This window comes from Microbacterium sp. 16-032, from assembly GCF_041079455.1.
Classification (GTDB): domain Bacteria; phylum Actinomycetota; class Actinomycetes; order Actinomycetales; family Microbacteriaceae; genus Microbacterium; species Microbacterium testaceum_A.
The window spans coordinates 424,786-445,301 of record NZ_JBFYGQ010000005.1 but is presented as its reverse complement, the minus strand read 5'-3'; the positions used below and the strand labels follow the sequence as shown (position 1 = coordinate 445,301).

Annotated in this window: 19 protein-coding genes; 13 read left to right on the top strand and 6 right to left on the bottom strand. The window is 69.5% G+C overall.

Annotation, left to right across the window (positions count from 1 at the left end; translation table 11 throughout):
* Positions 1 to 31 precede the first annotated feature (31 nt).
* Entirely contained in the window at positions 32 to 1,552 is a 1,521-nt protein-coding gene (gene lysS / locus AB6V31_RS13395; protein ID WP_279365357.1) for a lysine--tRNA ligase, read from the top strand.
* Here the strand turns inward: lysS and AB6V31_RS13390 are convergent.
* On the bottom strand, positions 1,503 to 2,666 hold the full coding sequence (locus AB6V31_RS13390; RefSeq protein ID WP_369366186.1) for a DUF4192 family protein: 1,164 nt from the start codon (positions 2,664 to 2,666) through the stop codon (positions 1,503 to 1,505). The genes lysS and AB6V31_RS13390 overlap by 50 nt on opposite strands.
* Before the next feature lie 133 nt (positions 2,667 to 2,799).
* Here AB6V31_RS13390 and AB6V31_RS13385 point away from each other — a divergent pair, with 133 nt between their 5' ends.
* The 3 genes from AB6V31_RS13385 (at position 2,800) to AB6V31_RS13375 (ending at position 5,324) form a co-directional block, all read left to right on the top strand.
* Positions 2,800 to 2,997, top strand: coding sequence for a hypothetical protein (locus AB6V31_RS13385; RefSeq protein WP_056225986.1), 198 nt, complete (start codon positions 2,800 to 2,802; stop codon positions 2,995 to 2,997).
* 64 nt (positions 2,998 to 3,061) lie between these two features.
* Positions 3,062 to 4,528 carry a cardiolipin synthase gene (cls, locus tag AB6V31_RS13380; protein WP_369366184.1) on the top strand — a complete coding sequence of 489 codons (1,467 nt, stop codon included), beginning with the start codon at positions 3,062 to 3,064 and terminating at the stop codon, positions 4,526 to 4,528.
* Positions 4,529 to 4,601: 73 nt separating this feature from the next.
* Positions 4,602 to 5,324 carry a hypothetical protein gene (locus AB6V31_RS13375; protein ID WP_369366182.1) on the top strand — a complete coding sequence of 241 codons (723 nt, stop codon included), beginning with the start codon at positions 4,602 to 4,604 and terminating at the stop codon, positions 5,322 to 5,324.
* Between the two features lie 41 nt (positions 5,325 to 5,365).
* Here AB6V31_RS13375 and AB6V31_RS13370 read toward each other — a convergent pair whose 3' ends face one another.
* Together AB6V31_RS13370 and AB6V31_RS13365 are read right to left on the bottom strand one after the other, a co-directional pair.
* A complete protein-coding gene (locus tag AB6V31_RS13370; protein ID WP_074695941.1) occupies positions 5,366 to 5,599 on the bottom strand; it encodes a helix-turn-helix transcriptional regulator in 234 nt (77 codons plus the stop codon).
* Positions 5,596 to 6,219: a hypothetical protein gene (locus AB6V31_RS13365; RefSeq protein WP_056225999.1), complete on the bottom strand. Its 624-nt coding sequence runs from the start codon at positions 6,217 to 6,219 to the stop codon at positions 5,596 to 5,598. The genes AB6V31_RS13370 and AB6V31_RS13365 overlap by 4 nt, the downstream gene beginning before the upstream one ends.
* Before the next feature lie 190 nt (positions 6,220 to 6,409).
* Here AB6V31_RS13365 and AB6V31_RS13360 point away from each other — a divergent pair, with 190 nt between their 5' ends.
* From AB6V31_RS13360 to AB6V31_RS13350, 3 genes are all read left to right on the top strand, one after another.
* On the top strand, positions 6,410 to 8,935 hold the full coding sequence (locus AB6V31_RS13360) for an ATP-dependent Clp protease ATP-binding subunit (RefSeq protein ID WP_074695936.1): 2,526 nt from the start codon (positions 6,410 to 6,412) through the stop codon (positions 8,933 to 8,935).
* A gap of 71 nt (positions 8,936 to 9,006) precedes the next feature.
* Positions 9,007 to 9,516 carry an amino-acid N-acetyltransferase gene (locus AB6V31_RS13355; RefSeq protein ID WP_056226007.1) on the top strand — a complete coding sequence of 170 codons (510 nt, stop codon included), beginning with the start codon at positions 9,007 to 9,009 and terminating at the stop codon, positions 9,514 to 9,516.
* Positions 9,517 to 9,576: 60 nt separating this feature from the next.
* Positions 9,577 to 10,251 (top strand): hypothetical protein, encoded by a 675-nt coding sequence (locus tag AB6V31_RS13350; protein ID WP_186316554.1) that lies wholly within the window; start codon positions 9,577 to 9,579, stop codon positions 10,249 to 10,251.
* A 51-nt stretch (positions 10,252 to 10,302) separates the two neighbouring features.
* Here AB6V31_RS13350 and AB6V31_RS13345 read toward each other — a convergent pair whose 3' ends face one another.
* Positions 10,303 to 11,841, bottom strand: coding sequence for an amino acid permease (locus tag AB6V31_RS13345; protein WP_369366177.1), 1,539 nt, complete (start codon positions 11,839 to 11,841; stop codon positions 10,303 to 10,305).
* 146 nt (positions 11,842 to 11,987) lie between these two features.
* Here AB6V31_RS13345 and AB6V31_RS13340 point away from each other — a divergent pair, with 146 nt between their 5' ends.
* The 6 genes from AB6V31_RS13340 (at position 11,988) to AB6V31_RS13315 (ending at position 17,878) form a co-directional block, all read left to right on the top strand.
* The gene (locus AB6V31_RS13340) at positions 11,988 to 13,343 is read left to right on the top strand and encodes a glutamine synthetase family protein (RefSeq protein WP_074695930.1); all 1,356 of its coding nucleotides are present in this window, start codon (positions 11,988 to 11,990) and stop codon (positions 13,341 to 13,343) included.
* Complete coding sequence (locus tag AB6V31_RS13335) at positions 13,324 to 14,115, top strand: gamma-glutamyl-gamma-aminobutyrate hydrolase family protein (protein WP_369366175.1); 792 nt, start codon at positions 13,324 to 13,326, stop codon at positions 14,113 to 14,115. Before AB6V31_RS13340 ends, AB6V31_RS13335 begins: the two co-directional genes overlap by 20 nt.
* Positions 14,112 to 15,467 carry an aldehyde dehydrogenase gene (locus AB6V31_RS13330; protein ID WP_369366173.1) on the top strand — a complete coding sequence of 452 codons (1,356 nt, stop codon included), beginning with the start codon at positions 14,112 to 14,114 and terminating at the stop codon, positions 15,465 to 15,467. The genes AB6V31_RS13335 and AB6V31_RS13330 overlap by 4 nt, the downstream gene beginning before the upstream one ends.
* Positions 15,468 to 15,604: 137 nt before the next feature.
* Positions 15,605 to 16,384, top strand: a complete 780-nt coding sequence (locus AB6V31_RS13325) for a 3-oxoacyl-ACP reductase (protein ID WP_369366171.1) — start codon at positions 15,605 to 15,607, stop codon at positions 16,382 to 16,384.
* A 25-nt stretch (positions 16,385 to 16,409) separates the two neighbouring features.
* Positions 16,410 to 17,126 carry a FadR/GntR family transcriptional regulator gene (locus AB6V31_RS13320; protein ID WP_056226024.1) on the top strand — a complete coding sequence of 239 codons (717 nt, stop codon included), beginning with the start codon at positions 16,410 to 16,412 and terminating at the stop codon, positions 17,124 to 17,126.
* Positions 17,127 to 17,467: 341 nt separating this feature from the next.
* Positions 17,468 to 17,878 (top strand): dehydrogenase, encoded by a 411-nt coding sequence (locus AB6V31_RS13315; protein WP_369366168.1) that lies wholly within the window; start codon positions 17,468 to 17,470, stop codon positions 17,876 to 17,878.
* A 605-nt stretch (positions 17,879 to 18,483) separates the two neighbouring features.
* On the opposite strand, the gene radA is transcribed toward AB6V31_RS13315, so the two are convergent.
* Both radA and AB6V31_RS13305 read right to left on the bottom strand, forming a co-directional pair.
* Complete coding sequence (gene radA / locus AB6V31_RS13310) at positions 18,484 to 19,851, bottom strand: DNA repair protein RadA (RefSeq protein WP_369366167.1); 1,368 nt, start codon at positions 19,849 to 19,851, stop codon at positions 18,484 to 18,486.
* A 56-nt stretch (positions 19,852 to 19,907) separates the two neighbouring features.
* Positions 19,908 to 20,507, bottom strand: coding sequence for a DUF4304 domain-containing protein (locus AB6V31_RS13305; RefSeq protein ID WP_369366165.1), 600 nt, complete (start codon positions 20,505 to 20,507; stop codon positions 19,908 to 19,910).
* Positions 20,508 to 20,516: the final 9 nt, after the last annotated feature.

Genomic DNA, 20,516 nt, shown 5'->3' with positions numbered 1-20,516 from the left:
AGACTGGGGGAGACCCCGAGGAGCCTTCCTGATGACCGACGCGCCCGCGAACGACGCCGCCGAACCGACCGAAGACGAGGTCTTCGAACAGAAGGCGGTACGCCTGGCCAAGCGCGAGCGTCTGCTCGCGGAACGCTCCGACGCCGCCGGCGGTCCCTACCCGGTGGCCGTGCCCATCACGACGACGATCCCCGAGCTGCGCGCGCGCTTCGGCGATCTCGAAGCCGGGGCCGAGACCGGTGAGACGGCCGGGGTCGCTGGGCGCGTGGTGTTCAGCCGCAACACCGGCAAGCTCTGCTTCGCGTCGCTGCAGTCGGGCGACGGAAGCCGCATCCAGGCCATGGTCTCGCTCGCGAGCGTCGGCGAGGAGTCGCTCCAGGCGTGGAAGGAGCTCGTCGACCTGGGCGACCACGTCTTCGTCTCGGGTGAGGTCATCTCGAGCCGCCGCGGCGAGCTGTCGATCATGGTCGCCGAGTGGACCATCGCGGCGAAGGCCGTCCTGCCCCTTCCCAACCTCCACACCGAGCTCAGCGAAGAGAGCCGCGTCCGCAGCCGCTTCCTCGACCTCATCGTGCGCGATCGCGCCCGCGAGACCGTGCTGGCCCGCGCGAAGGTCAACGCGAGCCTGCGCCGCACCTTCACCGAGCGCGACTTCGTCGAGGTCGAGACGCCGATGCTGCAAGTGCAGCACGGCGGCGCCAGCGCCCGCCCCTTCACCACGCACTCGAACGCCTTCGACACCGAGCTCTTCCTGCGCATCGCGCCCGAGCTGTACCTGAAGCGCGCCGTGGTCGGCGGTATCGACCGGGTCTACGAGATCAACCGCAACTTCCGCAACGAGGGCGCCGACACCACCCACAGCCCCGAGTTCGCGATGCTCGAGGCCTACCAGGCCTACACCGACTACAACGGCATCGCCGACCTCACGCAGACCCTCATCCAGGACGCCGCCGTCGCGGTGGCCGGGTCGACCACGGTCACGTGGGCGGACGGCACCGAGTACGACCTCGGCGGCGAGTGGGACCGCATCTCGATGTACGACTCTCTGTCCGCCGCCTGCGGCCGGTCCATCACCCCCGACACCTCGGTCGAGGACCTCCGCGCGCTCGGAGCAGAAGAGGGAGTCGACGCCCCGCCCCAGGAGACCCACGGCAAGTGGGTCGAGGAGCTGTGGGAGCACTTCGTGAAGGGCGGTCTCACCCGCCCCACCTTCGTCATGGACTTCCCCGTCGACACCAGCCCGCTCGTGCGCGAGCACCGCTCGATCCCGGGCGTCGTCGAGAAGTGGGATCTCTACGTGCGCGGATTCGAGCTCGCCACGGGCTACTCCGAGCTGGTCGACCCCGTGATCCAGCGTCACCGCTTCACCGAGCAGGCGAAGCTCGCCGCGCGCGGAGACGTCGAGGCCATGCCGATCGACGAGGAGTTCCTGCGCGCGCTTGAGCACGGGATGCCGCCCACCGGTGGCATGGGGATGGGAATCGACCGTCTGCTCATGGCCATCACGGGCCTGGGTATTCGCGAGACGATCCTGTTCCCGCTCGTGAAGTAGACCGCTCGAACACCCACTCCGGGAGGCGCCCGGCGTCGATGACGTCGAGCATGAGGGCGCTGAGCCCGTGGTCGGGGTCGATCTCGAGAGCCGTCTCGGCGTACAGGACGGCGTGAGAGGAGCGACCGGTCGCCCACGCGAGCCACGCGCACGCCGACAGCGGGCCAGGGCGACGCTCCCGGGGGAGGACGGACGCGACTCGGCGGCACAGTTTGAGCGCTCGTCGAAGGCGATCGGGGTCGGGGAGGGCGCCTTCTCCCCACATCGGCCGGGCGAGGTCGTCGGGGAACGGCTTGCCACGGTGGAAAGCGGTCTGCGCCTGCAGAACCGCATCACCCGTGGCGAGATCCGCCACCCACTGCATCAACGCGACATCGCGTAGCGACGGTCGGGCGAGGCAGAAGGCGAGGGCGGCGAGCTGCGCGGGGTCGAGTTCTTCGGGCGGCGTTGCCAGGGCGTCCTCGATCAGGACCGGCGGATCCGCGAGCGCCACGGTGGCCGGATCTCCGGTCGCCGCACGCTTCAGCGGGGGAAGCTTACGGCGTTCCTGCGGGCCTCCGAGCACGCTCTCGATCGCGCGGAGGTCGGTCATCACCCGCCGAGAGACGGCGGCGTCGAGCGGCGGAAGCTCGGCGGCGGCGAACTGGTCGTCGACGACCGGGCCGGTCGGCTCCGCGAGCGTGTGCGCCGCGATGTCGCTCAACGGGTGCGGCATCGACGACGAGGGGGACACGTAGCTGTCCCATCCGTCCGAACCGACGACGAGGGCGTCGACGACGCGGAGGCCGCAGATCTCCGCTCGCCCCATCGCCGCATCGACGAGCGCGCGGTGGGGCGCCGCCGGAAGGTCGGCGAGGACCTCGTCGGCATAGACGACGATCGCCACGGCATCGGTCCGGGCGACCTTGCAGGCCATACCGATCACGGTCGAGGCGACGCTCTCGTTCGCGGAGGCGTCGTCAACGGCCGGGAGGTCGACGCGCATGGCGCCGAGGGAACGCGACTCGGCGAACGGGACGAGCACGAGACTCTCGCGCGGGGTGCATTCGAGCAGATGCGGGACGAGAGCGAGGAACGCGGAGGACGAGGTGGCGGAGACGACGGTGGGTGTCATGCCTCGAGAGTGGCCGGGCGGGCGGGGCTCGCGCCGGGCGGAATAGCTCGAAGGTGGATGAATCCCCATATCCACTGCCTGTGGAGGAGCCCGAGCGAACCGCGCGCCCAGGCAGCGCGGGTATTCTCGGAGCATGGACGAAACCTGGACCGCGATGCTGTGGGCGATCCTGCCGACCCTCGTGGTGTCCGTGGTGTTCTTCTTCATCCTCCGCAACGTCATCCGGATGGACCGGACCGAGCGCAAGGCCTACGCCCGTATCGAGGCCGAGGAGCGCGCAAAGCGCGGCCTCCCGCCGGTCGTCCGCACCGGCGACGGTCCCGCGAACTGACGATCGCACGGCCTCTGTCGGAGGCCGTCGCTACGCTGGGTCCACAACCCGCCCAGGAGGACCCGTGATCAACGCCACGTTCGACGCGAGCTGGCTCGTCATCACGCTCTTCATCGTCGACCTGGTCGTGCGCATCGCCGCGATCATCATCGTTCCGCGAAACCGTCGCCCGACCGCGGCGATGGCGTGGTTGCTCGCGATCTACTTCATCCCCTTCGTCGGGGTCTTCCTGTTCCTGCTCATCGGCAACCCGCGCCTACCCCGCAAGCGCCGGCGCAAGCAGGCCGCGATCAACGAGTACATCCACGACACGAGCGCGTCGCTCGAGTTCGGCACACTCCGGCCCAACGCTCCGCAGTGGTTCCGCGCCCTCGTGCAGCTCAACCGCAACCTCGGTGCCATGCCGATCGCGGGAGACAACGCCGCGACCCTCATCGCCGATTACCAGCAGAGCCTGGATGCCATGGCCGATGCGATCCGTGGGGCTCAGCGCTACATCCACGTCGAGTTCTACATCCTGCAGTCCGACGACTCGACGGACAACTTCTTCCGCGCCCTCGAAGAGGCCGCGGAGCGCGGCGTCGTGGTCCGTGTGCTCCTCGACCACTGGGCGAACCGCGGAAAGCCCTTCTACAAACAGACGCTGCGCCGGCTCGACGCGATGGGGGCGCACTGGCACCTCATGCTCCCCGTGCAGCCGCTGCGAGGGCGCTACCAGCGACCCGATCTCCGCAACCACCGCAAGCTGCTCGTGATCGACGGCGACGTGGCGTACATGGGATCGCAGAACGTCACCGACTCGTCGTACAACCTCCGCAAGAACATCCGCCGCGGCCTGCACTGGGTCGATCTGATGGTGCGCGTCGAGGGCCCGGTCGTCGCGAGCATCAACGCCGTCTTCCTGTCGGACTGGTACAGCGAGACCGACGAGACACTGCGCGACGAGATCGATCTGTTCAGCGTCACGTCGGGTCCGGGAGACCTCGACTGCCAGGTGGTGCCCTCCGGCCCCGGCTTCGATTTCCAGAACAACCTCAAGCTCTTCCTGGGCCTGCTCTTCGCGGCCAAAGAGCGCATCATCATCGTCAGCCCCTACTTCGTGCCCGACGAGGCTCTGCTGCTCGCGATCACCACCGCCTGCCAGCGTGGCGTGCACGTCGAGCTCTTCGTCTCGGAAGAGGGCGACCAGGCGATGGTCTACCACGCGCAGCGGAGCTATTACGAGGCTCTCCTGCACGCGGGCGTCACGATCTGGATGTACCGCAAGCCGTACATCCTGCACAGCAAGAGCGTCACGATCGACGACGAGGTCGCGGTCATCGGCTCGAGCAACATGGACATGCGCTCCTTCGGTCTGAACCTCGAGGTGTCGCTCTTGGTCCGCGGCGAAGAGTTCGTCCGCGACATGCGCGAAGTCGAGGGCGCGTACCGCACCCTGAGCCGCCAGCTCACGATCGAGGAGTGGCGTCGGCAGCCCCTGCGCTCGACGATCCTCGACAACCTGGCGCGCCTCACCTCCGCGTTGCAGTGACGCGCCGCGGCCCTCGCCGCCGGCATCCAGGTATCTCCGACATCATGGGCTCAACTCGCCCCCGGAGGTCCGCATGTCACGTCACCGTCTCGCCGTCATCGGAATGATCGGCGCGTCCCTCATCGCCGCTGGAGCCCTCACCGGCTGCGCCACCGGTGCCCCGGCTCCCGAGGGGATGGCTCCGACTCCGGATGCCACCGCTTCCGCGCCCGCGAGCGAGCTCGGCGCCGCGTGGGTCAGCGGTGGCCGTGCCATCGCCCTGGTCACCACCGGCAGCTCTTCGTGCCCGCCGATGCTGAGCGGCGAGCCGACCGTCAGCGGATCCACGGTGACGGTCGACCTCGCCGAGTCGCCACGACAGGACTGCACGCGCGACCTGGCTCCGCGCGCGACCCTCATGAACGTGCCCGCGGGCGTCGACCCGAGTGCGGGCCTCGCCCTCACGGTGACGGGTGTCGCCCAGGGCAAGGTGATGCTCGCCGGGCTGGGCTCCGTTCCCGCCGCCCCCGCGGAATTCACCCCGTCGGCGGGCTGGGTGAACGACTCCCTGGTCGCCATCGTCACGTACGGCAGCTCGACCTGCGTGCCCTCGGTCGAGGCGGTCACCGCGGCCGGCCCGAACGTCGAGATCCAGTTCGCGACGCCGCCGTCCGACCAGGTCTGCACGATGGATCTCGCGCCCCGCGTCACTCTCGCCGACATCGGTAGAGAGGCCGGGTCGGGCGCGGTGTCGCTCGTCCTCACCGGCGGGAACGTCGACGCCGGCGACCCCATCCCCGTGCTCGGCTCCCGCTGACGGCCGCACCCCCGCTCGTGGGGCGGGGGGGGCGAACGTGGTCAGCGCTCGGCGACGAGAAGCTCGCCCACCTCGCACTCGAGCACGCGGCAGATCGCGGACAGCGTCGAATAGCGGATCGCCCGGGCACGATCGTTCTTCAGCACCGACAGGTTCACCACCGAGACTCCGACGAGTTCGCTCAGGCGGGTCAGCGTCATGCCGCGCGCTTCCAGAAGCTCGTCGAGACGACAGTGGATGCCGGTGGGCCCGTCATCCGTCACCGCCGGGGTCATACGAGACCCTCGGTGTCGCGCTGCAGGCGGTCACCGACCGCGAAGGCGGTGCCCGCGAGCGCGACGACGAAGGCGACGCCGAAGATGGACAAGAGATCGACCGTTCCGACGACGGCGCGATCGTACGTCCCGTCGGACAACAGCGCCAGGGCGCCGTTCACGGCCATGTTGTGGAAGAACGGAACGAAGTACATGCCGGCGATGGCGACGAGGCCCGCCGCCGTGACGAGCGCCGTGTGGGCACGCGAGAAGATCCGCCCGCGCAGGATGCCGAAGCACAGGATGAGGAGCAGGGTCACCACCGTCACCATCGCGACCGCGACCAACACGTGGCTGATGACGAGCGCGCCGAGCGCCGCGGGTTGAAGTGAGGCCACCGTCACCGACGCGGAATCGAGCTGCACGGCGACCGGTGCTCCGTCGGGCCCGAGCGGCGCCTGCGCCTCGGTGGCGACGAAGGGCGCGAGGAGGGTGATGTCGCGGTTGGGTAGGACCTGCGCGATGGCGACGACGGACTGCACCACTGCGGCGACGGCGATCGCCACTCCTCCGATGAGGAAAAGCACGAAGCCGATCGTGTCGCCGCGGGAGAGGACGCGGGGAGGTCGGGGGGAAGCCATGGTCGCTCCTTATCGATGATCGTTGTTATCGGTTGTCGATAAGGTAACGACTGTCGATGTGTTCCGCAAGGTCGAGCGCGCAGACGGTATGCCCACGGCGAACACGGGGCTCTGGCATCCGGCCGCTGGTTACTCTCGATGTACGGCGCGCGGAGGCGTGCCTGTCAGCCCATTTTTGGAGGGACTGAGGATGTTCGAAAGATTCACCGATCGTGCTCGTCGTGTGGTGGTGCTCGCCCAAGAAGAGGCGAAGATGCTGAACCACAACTACATCGGCACCGAGCACATCCTTCTGGGCCTCATCCACGAGGGTGAGGGCGTGGCTGCCAAGGCGCTGGAGTCGCTGGGCATCTCGCTCGATGCCGTCCGCGAGCAGGTGCAGGACATCATCGGCCAGGGGCAGCAGCAGCCGACCGGCCACATCCCCTTCACACCGCGTGCGAAGAAGGTCCTCGAGCTGTCTCTGCGCGAGGCGCTGCAGCTCGGCCACAACTACATCGGCACCGAGCACATCCTGCTCGGCCTCATCCGCGAGGGTGAGGGCGTTGCCGCCCAGGTGCTCGTCAAGCTCGGCGCCGACCTCAACAAGGTCCGCCAGCAGGTCATCCAGTTGCTCTCGGGCTACCAGGGCAAGGAGCCCGCGGGCGTCGCCTCGGGTGCCGGCGAGCAGACCCAGGGCGCTGCCCAGGGTGGATCGGCCGTGCTCGACCAGTTCGGGCGCAACCTCACGCAAGCCGCGCGAGACAACAAGCTCGACCCCGTCATCGGGCGCGAGAAAGAGATCGAGCGCGTGATGCAGATCCTTTCGCGCCGCTCGAAGAACAACCCCGTCCTCATCGGCGAGCCCGGCGTCGGCAAGACCGCTGTCGTCGAGGGCCTTGCCCAGGCCATCGTCAAGGGCGATGTGCCCGAGACGCTGAAGGACAAGCAGGTCTACTCGCTCGACCTCGGTTCGCTCATCGCCGGATCCCGCTACCGCGGTGACTTCGAAGAGCGTCTGAAGAAGGTCACGAAAGAGATCCGCACGCGCGGCGACATCATCGTCTTCATCGACGAGATCCACACCCTCGTGGGTGCGGGTGCCGCCGAGGGTGCGATCGACGCCGCGTCGATCCTCAAGCCCCTCCTCGCCCGCGGTGAGCTCCAGACCATCGGTGCCACCACGCTCGACGAGTACCGCAAGCACTTCGAGAAGGATGCCGCTCTCGAGCGCCGCTTCCAGCCGATCCAGGTGGCCGAGCCGAGCCTCCCCCACGCGATCAACATCCTGAAGGGCCTGCGCGACCGCTACGAGGCGCACCACAAGGTGCAGATCACCGACGGCGCGATCGTGGCCGCGGCGAACCTCGCCGACCGCTACATCAGCGACCGGTTCCTGCCCGACAAGGCCATCGACCTGATCGACGAGGCCGGCGCCCGCCTGCGCCTGTCGATCCTGTCGAGCCCGCCGGAGCTGCGCGAGTTCGACGAGAAGATCGCGAAGGTCCGCGAGCAGAAGGAGCAGGCCTCCGAGGAGCAGGACTTCGAGAAGGCCGCCGCCCTGCGTGATGAGGAGAAGTCGCTCCTCGCCGAGCGTCTGCGCCTCGAGAAGCAGTGGCGCTCGGGCGACGTCGCCTCCCACGCGGTCGTCGACGAGGGTCTGATCGCCGAGGTGCTCGCCCAGGCGACCGGCATCCCGGTGTTCAAGCTCACCGAGGAGGAGTCCAGCCGCCTCATGTTCATGGAGAAGGCCCTGCACCAGCGGGTCATCGGCCAGGAAGAGGCGATTGCGGCCCTCTCGCGCACGATCCGTCGTCAGCGCGCGGGCCTCAAGGACCCCAAGCGCCCCTCGGGCTCGTTCATCTTCGCCGGCCCGACCGGTGTCGGAAAGACCGAGCTCGCCAAAGCGCTCGCCGAGTTCCTCTTCGACGACGAGGGCGCGCTGATCTCGCTCGACATGTCGGAGTTCGGTGAGAAGCACACCGTCTCGCGTCTGTTCGGTGCCCCTCCCGGGTTCGTCGGGTTCGAAGAGGGCGGCCAGCTCACCGAGAAGGTGCGCCGCAAGCCGTTCTCGGTCGTGCTCTTCGACGAGATCGAGAAGGCCCACCCCGACATCTTCAACTCGCTGCTGCAGATCCTCGAAGAGGGTCGCCTGACCGACGGTCAGGGCCGCGTCATCGACTTCAAGAACACGGTCATCATCATGACGACCAACCTCGGTTCGTCGGCGATCGCCGGTGGTCCCGTCGGCTTCCAGGTCGAGGGCAGCGCCCAGACCTCGTACGAGCGGATGAAGGGCAAGGTCGACGAAGAGCTGAAGCGTCACTTCAAGCCCGAGTTCCTCAACCGCGTCGACGACGTCATCGTCTTCCCGCAGCTGAACAAGGACGAGCTCCGTCAGATCGTCGGCCTGTTCGTGAAGCGTCTGGCCGACCGTCTGCTGGATCGCGACATGACCGTCGAACTGTCGGACGACGCGAAGGACAAGCTCATCGAGATCGGGTTCGACCCGACGCTCGGAGCGCGCCCCCTGCGCCGCGCGATGCAGCGCGAGGTCGAGGACCGTCTCAGCGAGAAGATCCTGCACGGCGAGCTCGAGTCGGGCGACCACGTGAAGGTCGGCGTCGAGAACGGCCAGTTCTCGTTCGAGACCAGCCCGCGCGGTGAGAAGGTCGCGATCGGTGTCGGAACGGCCGGCGAGATCGCCGCCACCCCCGACACGCTCGCGGGCAACTGATCGCATAGCGAACGAAGGGCCCGGATGCCACGGCATCCGGGCCCTTCGTCGTTGCGGCGTACGCTTGTCGAATGACCTCATCCGCGCCGTTCGTCGTCCGCCCCGCCGGAACCGCCGACGTCCGCCGCATCCACGAACTGCTCGAGCCGTACGTGCAGAAGCGCATCCTGCTGGGCAAGGACCTGGTCGTGCTGTACGGATCGGTGCAGCAGTTCGTCGTCGCCGAGGCCGATGGCGTGGTCATCGGGTGCGGGGCCCTGCACGTGATGTGGGAAGACCTGGGCGAGATCCGCACCCTGATCGTCCACGATGACTGGCTGCACCACGGCGTCGGACGGGCCATCGTCGAGACCCTCGAGGAGCGCGCGCGGGAGGTCGGGGTCTCGCGCCTGTTCTGCCTGACCTTCGAAGTGGACTTCTTCACGCGCCGGGGCTTCTCCGAGATCGGTGAGCAGGTCGTCGATCCCGACGTGTACTCCCAGCTCGTGCGCAGCCCCGATGAGGGCGTCGCCGAGTTCCTCGATCTCGCGCACGTGAAGCCGAACACGCTGGGCAACACCCGGATGCTGAAGCAGCTGTGAGCCCGCGCTCCTGAGCGTGCCGTGGCGCGAGCGCACAGCCGCGCCGCCTACCCTGGATGTATGACCGATGCCCCCCGTAGGCGGAGGCAGTCCCCGGCGGTCTACCGTCGTCGTCGTCTCGCCGCAGGGCTTCTGGCTCTGCTGGTGATCGGCCTCGTCGTGTGGCTCGTGGCGGCTCCTCCGTGGCGTGCCGCCCCCACCGCCGAGGCGCCCCCCGCTCCCGCTGCGAGCACTCCGCCCGCCGCTGCGTCCGCGTCCGCGCCGGCGGCATCCGAGACCCCCTCCGCCGCTCCGTCCGCGTCGCCGACGCCGACCGCTCCCGCCGGGCCCGTCGAGTGCACGGCGGCCGACATCACCGTGGCGGCACTTTCGGACAAGAGCGAGTACGGGCAGGGTGAGAATCCGCAGCTGTCGATCAAGCTCACCAACACCAGCGCGAACCCGTGCACGATGAACGTCGGCACGAGCGCGCAGTCGTTCACCGTGACGAGCGGCTCGGACGTGTGGTGGCGATCGACGGACTGCCAGGCCGAGCCGAGCGACATGGAGGTGACGCTGGCCGCCGGCCAGGTCGTCACGAGCTCCGCGCCGCTCACCTGGGACCGTACGCGTTCCTCGGTGAACTCCTGCGGCGGGGAGCGGCCGTACGCCCCCGGCGGGGGAGCGACCTATCACCTGAGCGTCTCGATCGGCGGCATCCCTTCGTCGGGGACGGCGTCGTTCATCCTGCGCTGAACATCACGAGGGGCGGATGCCGGTGGCATCCGCCCCTCGTCGTTCCCGGACTCAGGAGCCGGGCTTCGTGCCGAACACCTCGCCCTCCATGGCGTCGTAGCCCTCCTGCTGCGGGTCGCCATGCAGCCCGCCGGACAGGGCGTACTCCTCTTCGGGTGAGAGGACGAGGCGGTGACGACCGTAGACGGCGAAGGCCACGAAGATCACCGCGTAGACCACGATGATCGCGACGATCGCGAGCAGGTAGGCGGGGTTCAGCAGCAGGCCGAAGAACACCACCGCGGCGATGATGGCTGCCGAGTAGGCCCCGAAAAGCCCCCACGGGCTCTTGTACGGGCGGACGGCGTTCGGGAACTTCCGACGGAGCACGATGAACGACACCATCTGCAGGAAGTACGCCAGCACCGCGCCCCACACGGCGATGTTGAGCACGATCGCTCCGGCCGGGCTCGCGTCGCCGCCCGCGGCCTGCACCACCACGAGGGCGACGAAGCCGAGCACGGCGCCGAAGACGAGGGCGACCCACGGGGTCTTGCGCGCGCCGGTGAGCGAGAGCCAGCGGGGGTAGTACCCGGCGCGCGAGAGCGAGTACATGTTGCGGCCGTAGGCGAACATGATGCCCATCAGCGAGGCCAGGAGTCCGACGAGGGCGAGGAGCGACAGGAGGGCCGCGGCCTGGTCGCCGACCATCGCGCGGAAACCGTCGAGGAGGGGCTCGAGCGAGCTGCCGGTGGCGTCGGCGCCGAGCACTCCGGTGTTGAGGAACAGCACGATGAGACCGGTGACGATGAGCGTGCCGCGGGCCCAGAGCCCCGCGCGGGGGATGTCGCGGGCGGGATCGTGCGACTCCTCGGCGGCGAGCGGGAGCTCCTCGATGCCGAGGAAGAACCACATCGCGAAGGGGAGTGCCAGCAGGATCGATCCCACGCCGAAGGGGAGGAACTCGGTGTTGCCGTCGGTGGGGGCGATGTTCCACAGTGAGCCCCCGTCGAAGGCTCCCGTCATGAGCGACATCGCGCCGAAGATCACGATGATGCCGATCGAGATGATCGAGACCACGATGGCGAAGCCGAAAGAGATGTTCGCGCCCGCGGCGTTGAGGGCGATGAACAGCGCGTAGAGGATGATCCACCAGACGAAAGCGGGCAGGCTCACCCCCGTCAGCAGCTCGAGGGCCGAGTCGGCGTACTGGCCGGAGAAGTAGACCACCACCGCGGTGGTGGCGACGTACTCGATCGTCTCGGCGAGGCCGGTCGCGAGGCCGCCCCACGGCCCCATGGCCGATCGGGCGAAGGAGTAGGCGCCACCGGTGTGCGGCATGGCGGCCGCCATCTCGCCGATCGAAAAGGTGAGCCCGTAGTACATCACCACGAGGATGACGAAGGCGATGAGCATGCCGCCGAAGCCGGCGAAGCCGATGCCGAAGTTCCAGCCCGAGAAGTCGCCCGAGATGACCGCGGCGACGGCGAGGCCCCAGAGGCCCCAGACGCCGGCCGAGCGTTTCAGGGTGCGTTTCTCGAAGTACGAGGCATCGGTGGCCGTATAGGTGGCTCCGGCGACCTTTTTACGGGAGTTGCTCGAGGTGGACATGGGACCTCCAGACGGATGCGGACAGGCTTCGGGGTCGCCTTGCGGGAAATCATGGCCTTCTATTGGTCGACCTGTCTACCTTTGCCGTGTAAGTTCCTCGTTACGTCCTCCGCACGCGAGGGCGTCGACACCGCGAGAGGGAGACCATGGCGGGCAATCTCAGCAGCGAAGAATTGGATGCCGCGATCGAGGCGGGCGAGATCGACACCGTCGTCGTGGCCTTCCCCGACGCTCAGGGTCGACTCGTCGGCAAGCGCGTGGCCGCGCGATTCTGGCGCGACGAGGTACGGGGCCACGGCGCGGAGGCCTGCAACTACCTGCTCTCGGTCGACGTCGACCTCAACACCGTCGACGGGTACGCCATGTCGAGCTGGGAGAAGGGCTACGGCGACATGCTGCTCGTCCCCGACCTCGACACGCTCCGCCGCATCCCCTGGCAGCCCGGGACGGCTCTCGTCTTCGCTGACCTCGCGTGGGAGGACCGCGCGCATGTCAGTCAGTCGCCCCGCGGCATCCTGAACGCCCAGCGTGCCCGCCTGGCGGAGCGCGGCCTCACCGCCTACGCCGGGACGGAACTCGAGTTCATCGTCTTCGACGACTCGTTCCGCGACGCCTGGGCGAAGGGATACACGAATCTCACGCCCTCGACCGACTACAACGTCGACTACAACCTGCTCGCCACCACCCGGCTCGAGCCGCTGCTGCGCGACATCCGCCTCGGCATGGACGGAGCGGGCATGTACTGCGAGGGCGTGAAAGGCGAGTGCAACTTCGGCCAGCAGGAGATCGCCTTCCGCTACGCCGAGGCCCTCGAGACCGCGGACAATCACACCCTGTACAAGAACGGTGCCAAGGAGATCGCCGACCGGCACGGCAAGTCGCTGACGTTCATGGCGAAGTTCAACGAGCGCGAGGGCAACAGCTGCCACATCCACCTCTCCGTTCGCGGCGACGGCGGCGCGGCGGTCATGGCGGGTGACGGCGAGCACGGGTTCAGCCCGCTCATGGGGCACTGGATCGCCGGCATCCTGTCGACTCTGCGCGAGTTCACGCTGCTCTACGCCCCCACGATCAACTCGTACAAGCGCTACGCGAAGGGCTCGTTCGCCCCGACGGGGGTGGCCTGGGGCGTCGACAACCGCACGTGCGCCCTGCGCGTGGTCGGTCATGGTTCGTCACTGCGCGTCGAGAACCGCGTGCCCGGGGGAGACGTGAACCCCTACCTCGCGATCTCGGCCATCATCGCGGGCGGCCTGCACGGCATCGAGAACGAGCTCGAGCTGCCGGCGCCCCTCACCGGCAACGCCTACGCGGCCGGGGTCGACACTCTGCCGACGACGCTGCGCGAGGCCGCGCGCCTCTTCTCGGAGTCGACGGTCGCCCGCGCCGCCTTCGGCGACGAGGTCGTGGAGCACTACCTGAACCAGGCGCGCATCGAGGTCGAGGCCTACGACGCCGCCGTGACCGATTGGGAGCGGGTGCGTGGTTTCGAGCGCCTCTGATCCGAGACGGACCCCCGTCGTGGGGCTCACCACCTACCTCGAGCGCGCGAAGCAGGGCGTGTGGGACGTGCGCGCCTCGTTCCTTCCACAGCAGTACTTCGACGCTGTGACCGCCTCGGGCGCCACCGCGGTGCTGCTGCCGCCGCAGCCACGGCCCGAGCAGGCGGCCGCCGCGGTGCTCGACGGGCTCGACGGGCTGATCCTCACCGGCGGCCTCGACGTGCAGCCCGAGCTGTACGGTGCCGAACGCCACCCGCTGACCGACCCCGCTCGCGCCGACCGCGACGCGTGGGAGATCGCGCTGCTGGCGGGGGCGCGGGAGCGCGGCATCCCGGTCTTCGGGATCTGCCGGGGGCTACAGCTGATCAACGTCGCGATGGGCGGCACGCTGCACCAGCACCTGCCCGAGGCGCTCGGCACCGAGAAGTATCGCATCGGCGGCGGCGTCTTCGCCGAGAACGTCGTGGAAGTGGATGCCGACACCCGGCTCGCCGGGCTTGTCGGGGCCGGGGCGCTCACCGTCCACAGCTACCACCACCAGGGCGTCGACCGGGTCGCCGACGGCCTGCACGTCACCGCGCGCACCGACGACGGGCTCGTGCAGGCCGTCGAGGTGGACGGCGACGACTACCTGGTCGCCGTGCAGTGGCATCCGGAAGAGAACGCCGAGGACCGGCGGCTCTTCCTCGGACTCGTCGCCGCGGCGGCGCGATACCGGGCGTCCCGGACCGGCGTCCCTGAATCCCCCGAGCACCACGGAGTTCCCGCATGAGCACCTTCACCGTCATCGACCCCTCGACCGGATCGCCGATCACGACCCTCGAGCGCGCAGAGGTCGACCACGTGGATGCGGCGGTCGCGAGCGCCGTCCGCGCGCAGCGCGCGTGGGCGGCCCTGGCTCCCGTCGCCCGAGCCGACGCGCTGCGCGCCTTCGCCCGGGTGGTCGAGGCGCACGTCGACGAGCTCGCCGCGCTCGAGGTGAAGAACTCCGGGCACCCCATCGGCTCTGCCCGGTGGGAGGCCCAGCACGTCGCCCAGGTGCTCAACTACTACGCCGGTGCGCCCGAGCGTCTGATCGGGTCGCAGATCCCGGTGGCCGGCGGACTCGATGTGACCTCCCACGAGCCCTACGGCGTGGTCGGGATCATCGTGCCGTGGAACTTCCCCATGACGATCGCCGCGTGGGGCTTCGCCCCCGCGCTCGCCGCGGGCAACGCCGTGGTGCTCAAACCCGCAGAACTGACGCCGCTGACGGCGATCCGCCTCGGCGAGCTCGCGCTCGAGGCGGGGCTCCCGGAGGGGCTGTTCACCGTCGTCGTCGGCTCGGGATCGGTCGTGGGTCAGCGCTTCGTCTCGCACCCCGACGTGCACAAGGTCGTCTTCACCGGGTCGACCGAGGTGGGCACCGAGGTGGCCGCCGGGTGCGCGCGCATGCTGAAACCCGTGACCCTCGAGCTCGGTGGCAAGAGCGCCAACATCGTCTTCGCCGACGCCGACCTCGACAAGGCCGCCGCGGGCGTCCCCGGTTCGGTGTTCGACAACGCCGGTCAGGACTGCTGCGCGCGCAGCCGCCTCCTCGTGGAGCGTCGCGTCTTCGACCGTTTCCTCGAGATGCTCGAACCGGCGGTCGCGGCCTGGAAGGTTGGCGACCCGACGAACGAGGACACCCAGATGGGGCCCCTGATCTCGGCATCCCACCGCTCCACCGTCCAAGGATTCCTCGACGGGGCCGACGTGGCCTTCCGCGGGTCGGCTCCCGAGGGCGACGGATTCTGGTTCGCCCCCGCCGTCGTCCTCGCCCAGCCGGGCGACCGGATCGCCCGCGACGAGGTGTTCGGCCCCGTCCTGGCGGTCATGCCGTTCGACGATGAAGCGGATGCCATCCGCCTCGCGAACGACACCGCGTACGGCCTCGCGGGCTCGATCTGGACCGAGAACCTGGGTCGCGGCATCCGGGTGTCTCGCGGCGTGCGCAGCGGGGTGCTGTCGGTGAACTCGCACTCGTCGGTGCGGTACTCCACCCCGTTCGGCGGCATGAAGGCCTCGGGTCTCGGCCGCGAACTGGGACCGGATGCCGCCGAGCACTTCACCGAGACGAAGAACGTCTTCTACGCCACCGAGTGACCGTGCCTCTCCCAACTGCCCACCGCCCTACCCCCTCGTCCCACTTATGACGGTCCTTGTCCCACTTGTGGCTCCCCGAGAGGCTCTGGAGCAGCCATAAGTGGGACGAGGTTCGGCTCGAAAGGAACCACCGCACCATGACCATCGACCTCACCCAGCGTCTGCGCGACCGCGTCGCCATCGTCACCGGAGGAGCCAGCGGCATCGGGCTCGCCACCGCCCGCCGCTTCGCCGCCGAGGGCGCCCGCGTCGTGATCGCCGACCTCGACGAGACCACCGGTACGTCGGCCGCCGCCGAGGTGGGCGGTGTCTTCCGTCAGGTGAACGTCGCCGACGAGGACTCCGTGAACGCCCTCTTCGACGGCGTCGCCGCCGACCTCGGCAGTGTCGACATCGCCTTCAACAACGCCGGCATCTCGCCCGCCGATGACGACTCGATCGAGACCACCGAGCTCCCCGCGTGGGACAAGGTGCAGGACGTCAACCTGAAGAGCGTCTACCTCTGCTCGCGCGCGGCGCTGCGGCACATGGTGCCGGCCGGGCGCGGGTCGATCATCAACACCGCATCCTTCGTCGCGCTGCTCGGCTCGGCGACCTCGCAGATCTCGTACACTGCGTCGAAGGGCGGCGTGCTCGCGATGACCCGCGAGCTCGGCGTGCAGTTCGCGCGACAGGGCATCCGCGTCAACGCGCTCTGCCCCGGACCCGTCAACACCCCGCTCCTGCAGGAGCTCTTCGCGAAAGACCCCGAGCGCGCGCAGCGCCGCCTCGTGCACGTGCCGATGGGCCGGTTCGCGGAGCCGGAAGAGATGGCCGCGGCCGTGGCCTTCTTGGCATCCGACGATGCGTCCTTCATCACCGCGACGGCCTTCGTGGTCGACGGGGGCATCACCAACGCGTACGTCACGCCCCTGTGAACCGGTGACGTGACAGGCTGAGAGGGTGACAGACGCGCCGCTCGACGACCTGCGCCGGGCCGTGTACCGTCCCGTGCGCACCGGCAACGCGCTCGAAGACACCACCGCGCGCATCGTGCAGACCGTCCGGCTCGGGCTCGTCGCCCCGGGGGAGTCGCTGCCCGCGGAACGCGAACTCGCCGCCCTGTACGGCGTGAGCCGCGACACCGTGCGCGAGGCTCTGCGGGAACTGTCGGATGCCGGATGGCTCGAGACCCGGCGCGGTCGCTACGGCGGCACCTTCGTCGTCGACCCCGTGCCGCGGCCGTCGGAACCGGCGGTCGTCTCACCCGCCGAACTGTCGGACGTCATCGCCCTGCGCGGCGTCCTCGAACCCGGAGCGGCGTGGGCTGCGGCGGGACGCTCCCTGTCGGCCGAGGAGCGCGACGTGCTCTGGGCGCGGCACGAAGCGGCCGCGCTCGCCGAGGGGGAGGACTACCGCCGACTCGACACCCTGCTGCACCTCACGATCGCGGAGTTCGCCGGCATCCCGTCGCTCGTTCCGCTCGTGGCCGACAATCGCGCGCGGGTGAACGCCTGGCTGGACACCTTTCCGCTGCTCCCGCGCAACATCGAACACTCGACCTCGCAGCACGCGGCGATCGTGTCGGCGATCCTCGCCGGAAGACCGGATGCCGCCCACGCGGCGATGCGCGACCACCTCGCCGGATCCGAGGCGTTGCTGCGGGGGTTCCTGGCGTAGGGGTTTGTAGCGCGCGGGTCGCGGCGTTGCGCGAGGAGCGGTTCGGGGCGGGTATTGCGCGGAGCTGTGGCTCGTGGGCCGCGCGGGCTGCGTTTGGGGCGGGTTCTGCACGTCGGGGCGGGAATTATCCGCCCCGAACGACGGAATGCGCCCCGAACCCGCGATGTGGCCGCGGCGCCGACCATGGGTCCTGCGGCGCGGGGGCCGCGGCTGCGGGCGACCGTCAGGTGCGGTTTGGGGCGAGTTCTGTGCCCTGGGGCGAGAGTTGTCCGCCCCGAACAACAAGATCCGCCCCGAACCCTCGATGCGGCCCCGGCGCCACGCGCGATTAGGCTCGGAGGATGGCCGCAGGCAAGAAGCGCAAGGGGAAGAAGCTCGACGTGGACTTCAAGAACACCGCGCTCGTCGACGCCCTGCAGACGCAGGACATGGCCGCGATCGCCTTCGCCCTGCGGCACGGGCCGACGGTCGTGCCGCTGATGACCCCCGGCGACGCCGACAACCCGCTCAGCGTCGGCGAGGTGTGGACCTACCGCGACCCGAACACCGGCCAGCTGGCGCTGCTGCTCTTCAGCGACGCGGCGCACAAGCCCGAGACGCTGCCGCCGCACGTGGCCCTGCAGTCACCGCAGTGGCTGCGCACGTTCCTCGGAACGCATCAGGATGCCATCACGACGGTGTTCATCGACATCGCGGGCCCGCACCCGATCCAGGCTTCGCCCGTCGACCTGATCGCCGCCCTCGACGCCTGAAGCGGGAGGGTCGGACCGTCGTGTCGACGGTGGGCCGTACCCGCGGGTGGACACAGAGCGGCGGGCGGTTTGATCGGCACGCCGTTGCGGCGGTGTGCGGGCGGCGGGTCGTCGGGTCTGCCCCGCCGTTGTGCTCGGGTGGACGGCGGGGAGCGTCGGCGCTCTGATACGTCGCGGGTGAAGAACCCGAGTCGCGCGGGTGAGCCACGCGTGCAAGACTCGGGGCCATGGAGTACCTGATCGCCGGTGCCGTGTGCGCCGCCGGACTTGTCATCCCCGCCGTGCTGGGAATGACCTCCCCGCACCGTCGTCGCCGGTCGGCTCCTCCCGGTCGCTGAATCGGCGCGGCCCTCGGTCGACGGGTCCTCGATGGCTCCCGCCGCCGGACGCCGGTGAGCGCAGGGTCCGTCGAGCGCGGCTCCCATTGATCGCGGCGCCCGGTGATCGCGGCGCCCGTTGAGCGCGGCGCCCGGTGATCGCGGCGCCCGTTGAGCGCGACTCGTGAGCCCGGCTCCCGTCGAGCGCGGCGCCCGTTGAGCGCGACTCGTGAGCCCGGCTCCCGTCGAGCGCGGCGCCCGTTGAGCCCTCGATGCCCGAGCCCCGGGTCAGAACCCCGGTTCGCTGTCGTCGCGCGGCATGCCGCGCACCTGCAGCTCGTTGAGCGCCTGCGCGAGTTTGCGCGACGAGGAGTCGAGCACCGTGTGGTACCCGAGGCGCTTGGCCTCGGACGCGCGCTGGGCGGCCTGCGTGACGTTACGGATCTCGCCCGTGAGGGTGAGTTCGCCGATGGCGGCGAGACGCTTCGAGACCTTGCGGTTCTTCACCGCGTTGGCGACGGCGATCGCGATCGCCAAGTCGGCGGCGGGTTCGACCAACCGCACCCCGCCGACGGTGGAGACGTAGACGTCGCGGTCGGAGAGCGTGAGCCCCATGCGGCTCTCGAGCACCGCGAGCACCATCGCGACGCGCGAGGAATCGACGCCGTTGACGATGCGCCGCGGGTTAGGAGCCGTCTGGCGCACGGCCAGGGCTTGAATTTCCACGGGCAGAGCGCGCCGGCCCTCCATCGCGATGGTGACGCACGTGCCGGGTTCGGGTTCGCCGTGACCGAGGAACAGCGCGCTCGGGTCGGCGACCTCGGCGATGCCCGTGCCGGTCATGTCGAAGCAGCCGACCTCGTCGGTCGGCCCGAAGCGGTTCTTGAGCGCGCGGACGAAGCGCAACGAGGTCTGGCGGTCGCCCTCGAAGTGGCAGACGACGTCGACGAGGTGTTCGAGGATGCGCGGGCCCGCGATCGAGCCGTCTTTCGTGACGTGGCCGACGATGATGATCGGCAGGCCCCGCTCTTTCGCGACGCGGATGAGGGCGGATGCCACTTCTCGCACCTGCGCGGGCTGACCGGCTGCGCCGTCGCTGTGCGCCGACGACACCGTCTGCACCGAGTCGACGATGAGCAGGCCCGGCTCGACCTGATCGATGTGCCCGAGGATCGTGGCGAGATCGGTCTCGGCCGCGAGGAAGAGCTCGTCGTGCAGGGCGCCGGTACGCTCGGCGCGCAACCGCACCTGTGCCGCTGATTCTTCACCGCTGGCGTAGAGCACGCGTCGGCCGGCGCGGGCGCTCTGCGCGGCGACCTCGAGCAGCAGCGTTGACTTGCCCACGCCCGGCTCGCCGCTGAGCAGGATGGCGGCCCCGGGCACGATGCCGCCGCCCAGTACGCGGTCGAACTCACCGACCCCGCTCGTGCGGCGGGGAGCGTCTTGCGTATCGATCTCGGTGATGCGGCGCGCCGCTCGCGCGGCACCCGGCGCCACCGGGACGATCGAGCGCACGATCCCCGTCTGCTCGGCGGCCTCCACGACCGTGCCCCAGGACTGGCACTCGCCGCAGCGGCCGACCCACTTCAGCGTCGTCCATCCGCACTCGGTGCACCGGTACGGAGCAGGGGCGGTAGCGGGACGTCGGGATGCCATGTGCCCAGGCTACGCGGGGCCTCCGACATCGATCCGTCGGGGCACGGCATCCGGGATCAGGGGAGAGGGGTGCCGAACTTCAGGGCTGCCTCTTCGAACCGTGCGGCGAGGCGGGGCCACCGGTCCTCGGCGCCGAAGCGGTCGCGGGCCGCCACGAACTGTGCGCGGGCGTCGTCGGTGCGACCGGTCGCACAGAACCAGGCGAAGAGGTCGTCATCGAGGACGTACCCGTTGTCGAGAAGAGTGCGCGCGAGAGATGGCGCGTCGGTGATCGCGTCGAGGTGCGCCACCACCTGCTCGATCGCCGCCGGGAGCGCGGTGCCGAGGGCATCGGCATCCCGCTCCACGTCGACACGATCGCTCGGCCAGTCGCTGATGGCCTCGAACCGTGTCGAGTACTGCGCTGTCGCGCGGGTGAGATCGTCGGGGACGGAGCGTCCGATCGCGCGGTCGAGCTCCGCCACGTATGCCGACGCGTTGACGTAGAACCGCACGCCGGTGGCGGTGTTGCCGTGGCTGCGCTGCACGTCGACCGTGTGTGCGACACCGTCGCCGACGCGCGTCCAGACGTATCTCTTCTTGCGGAACCCGTGTCGCTTGAGCACCCCGCCGATCGCGGCGACGGCTTCGGCGAAACGATCCTCGATGTCGCTCATACGCCGATG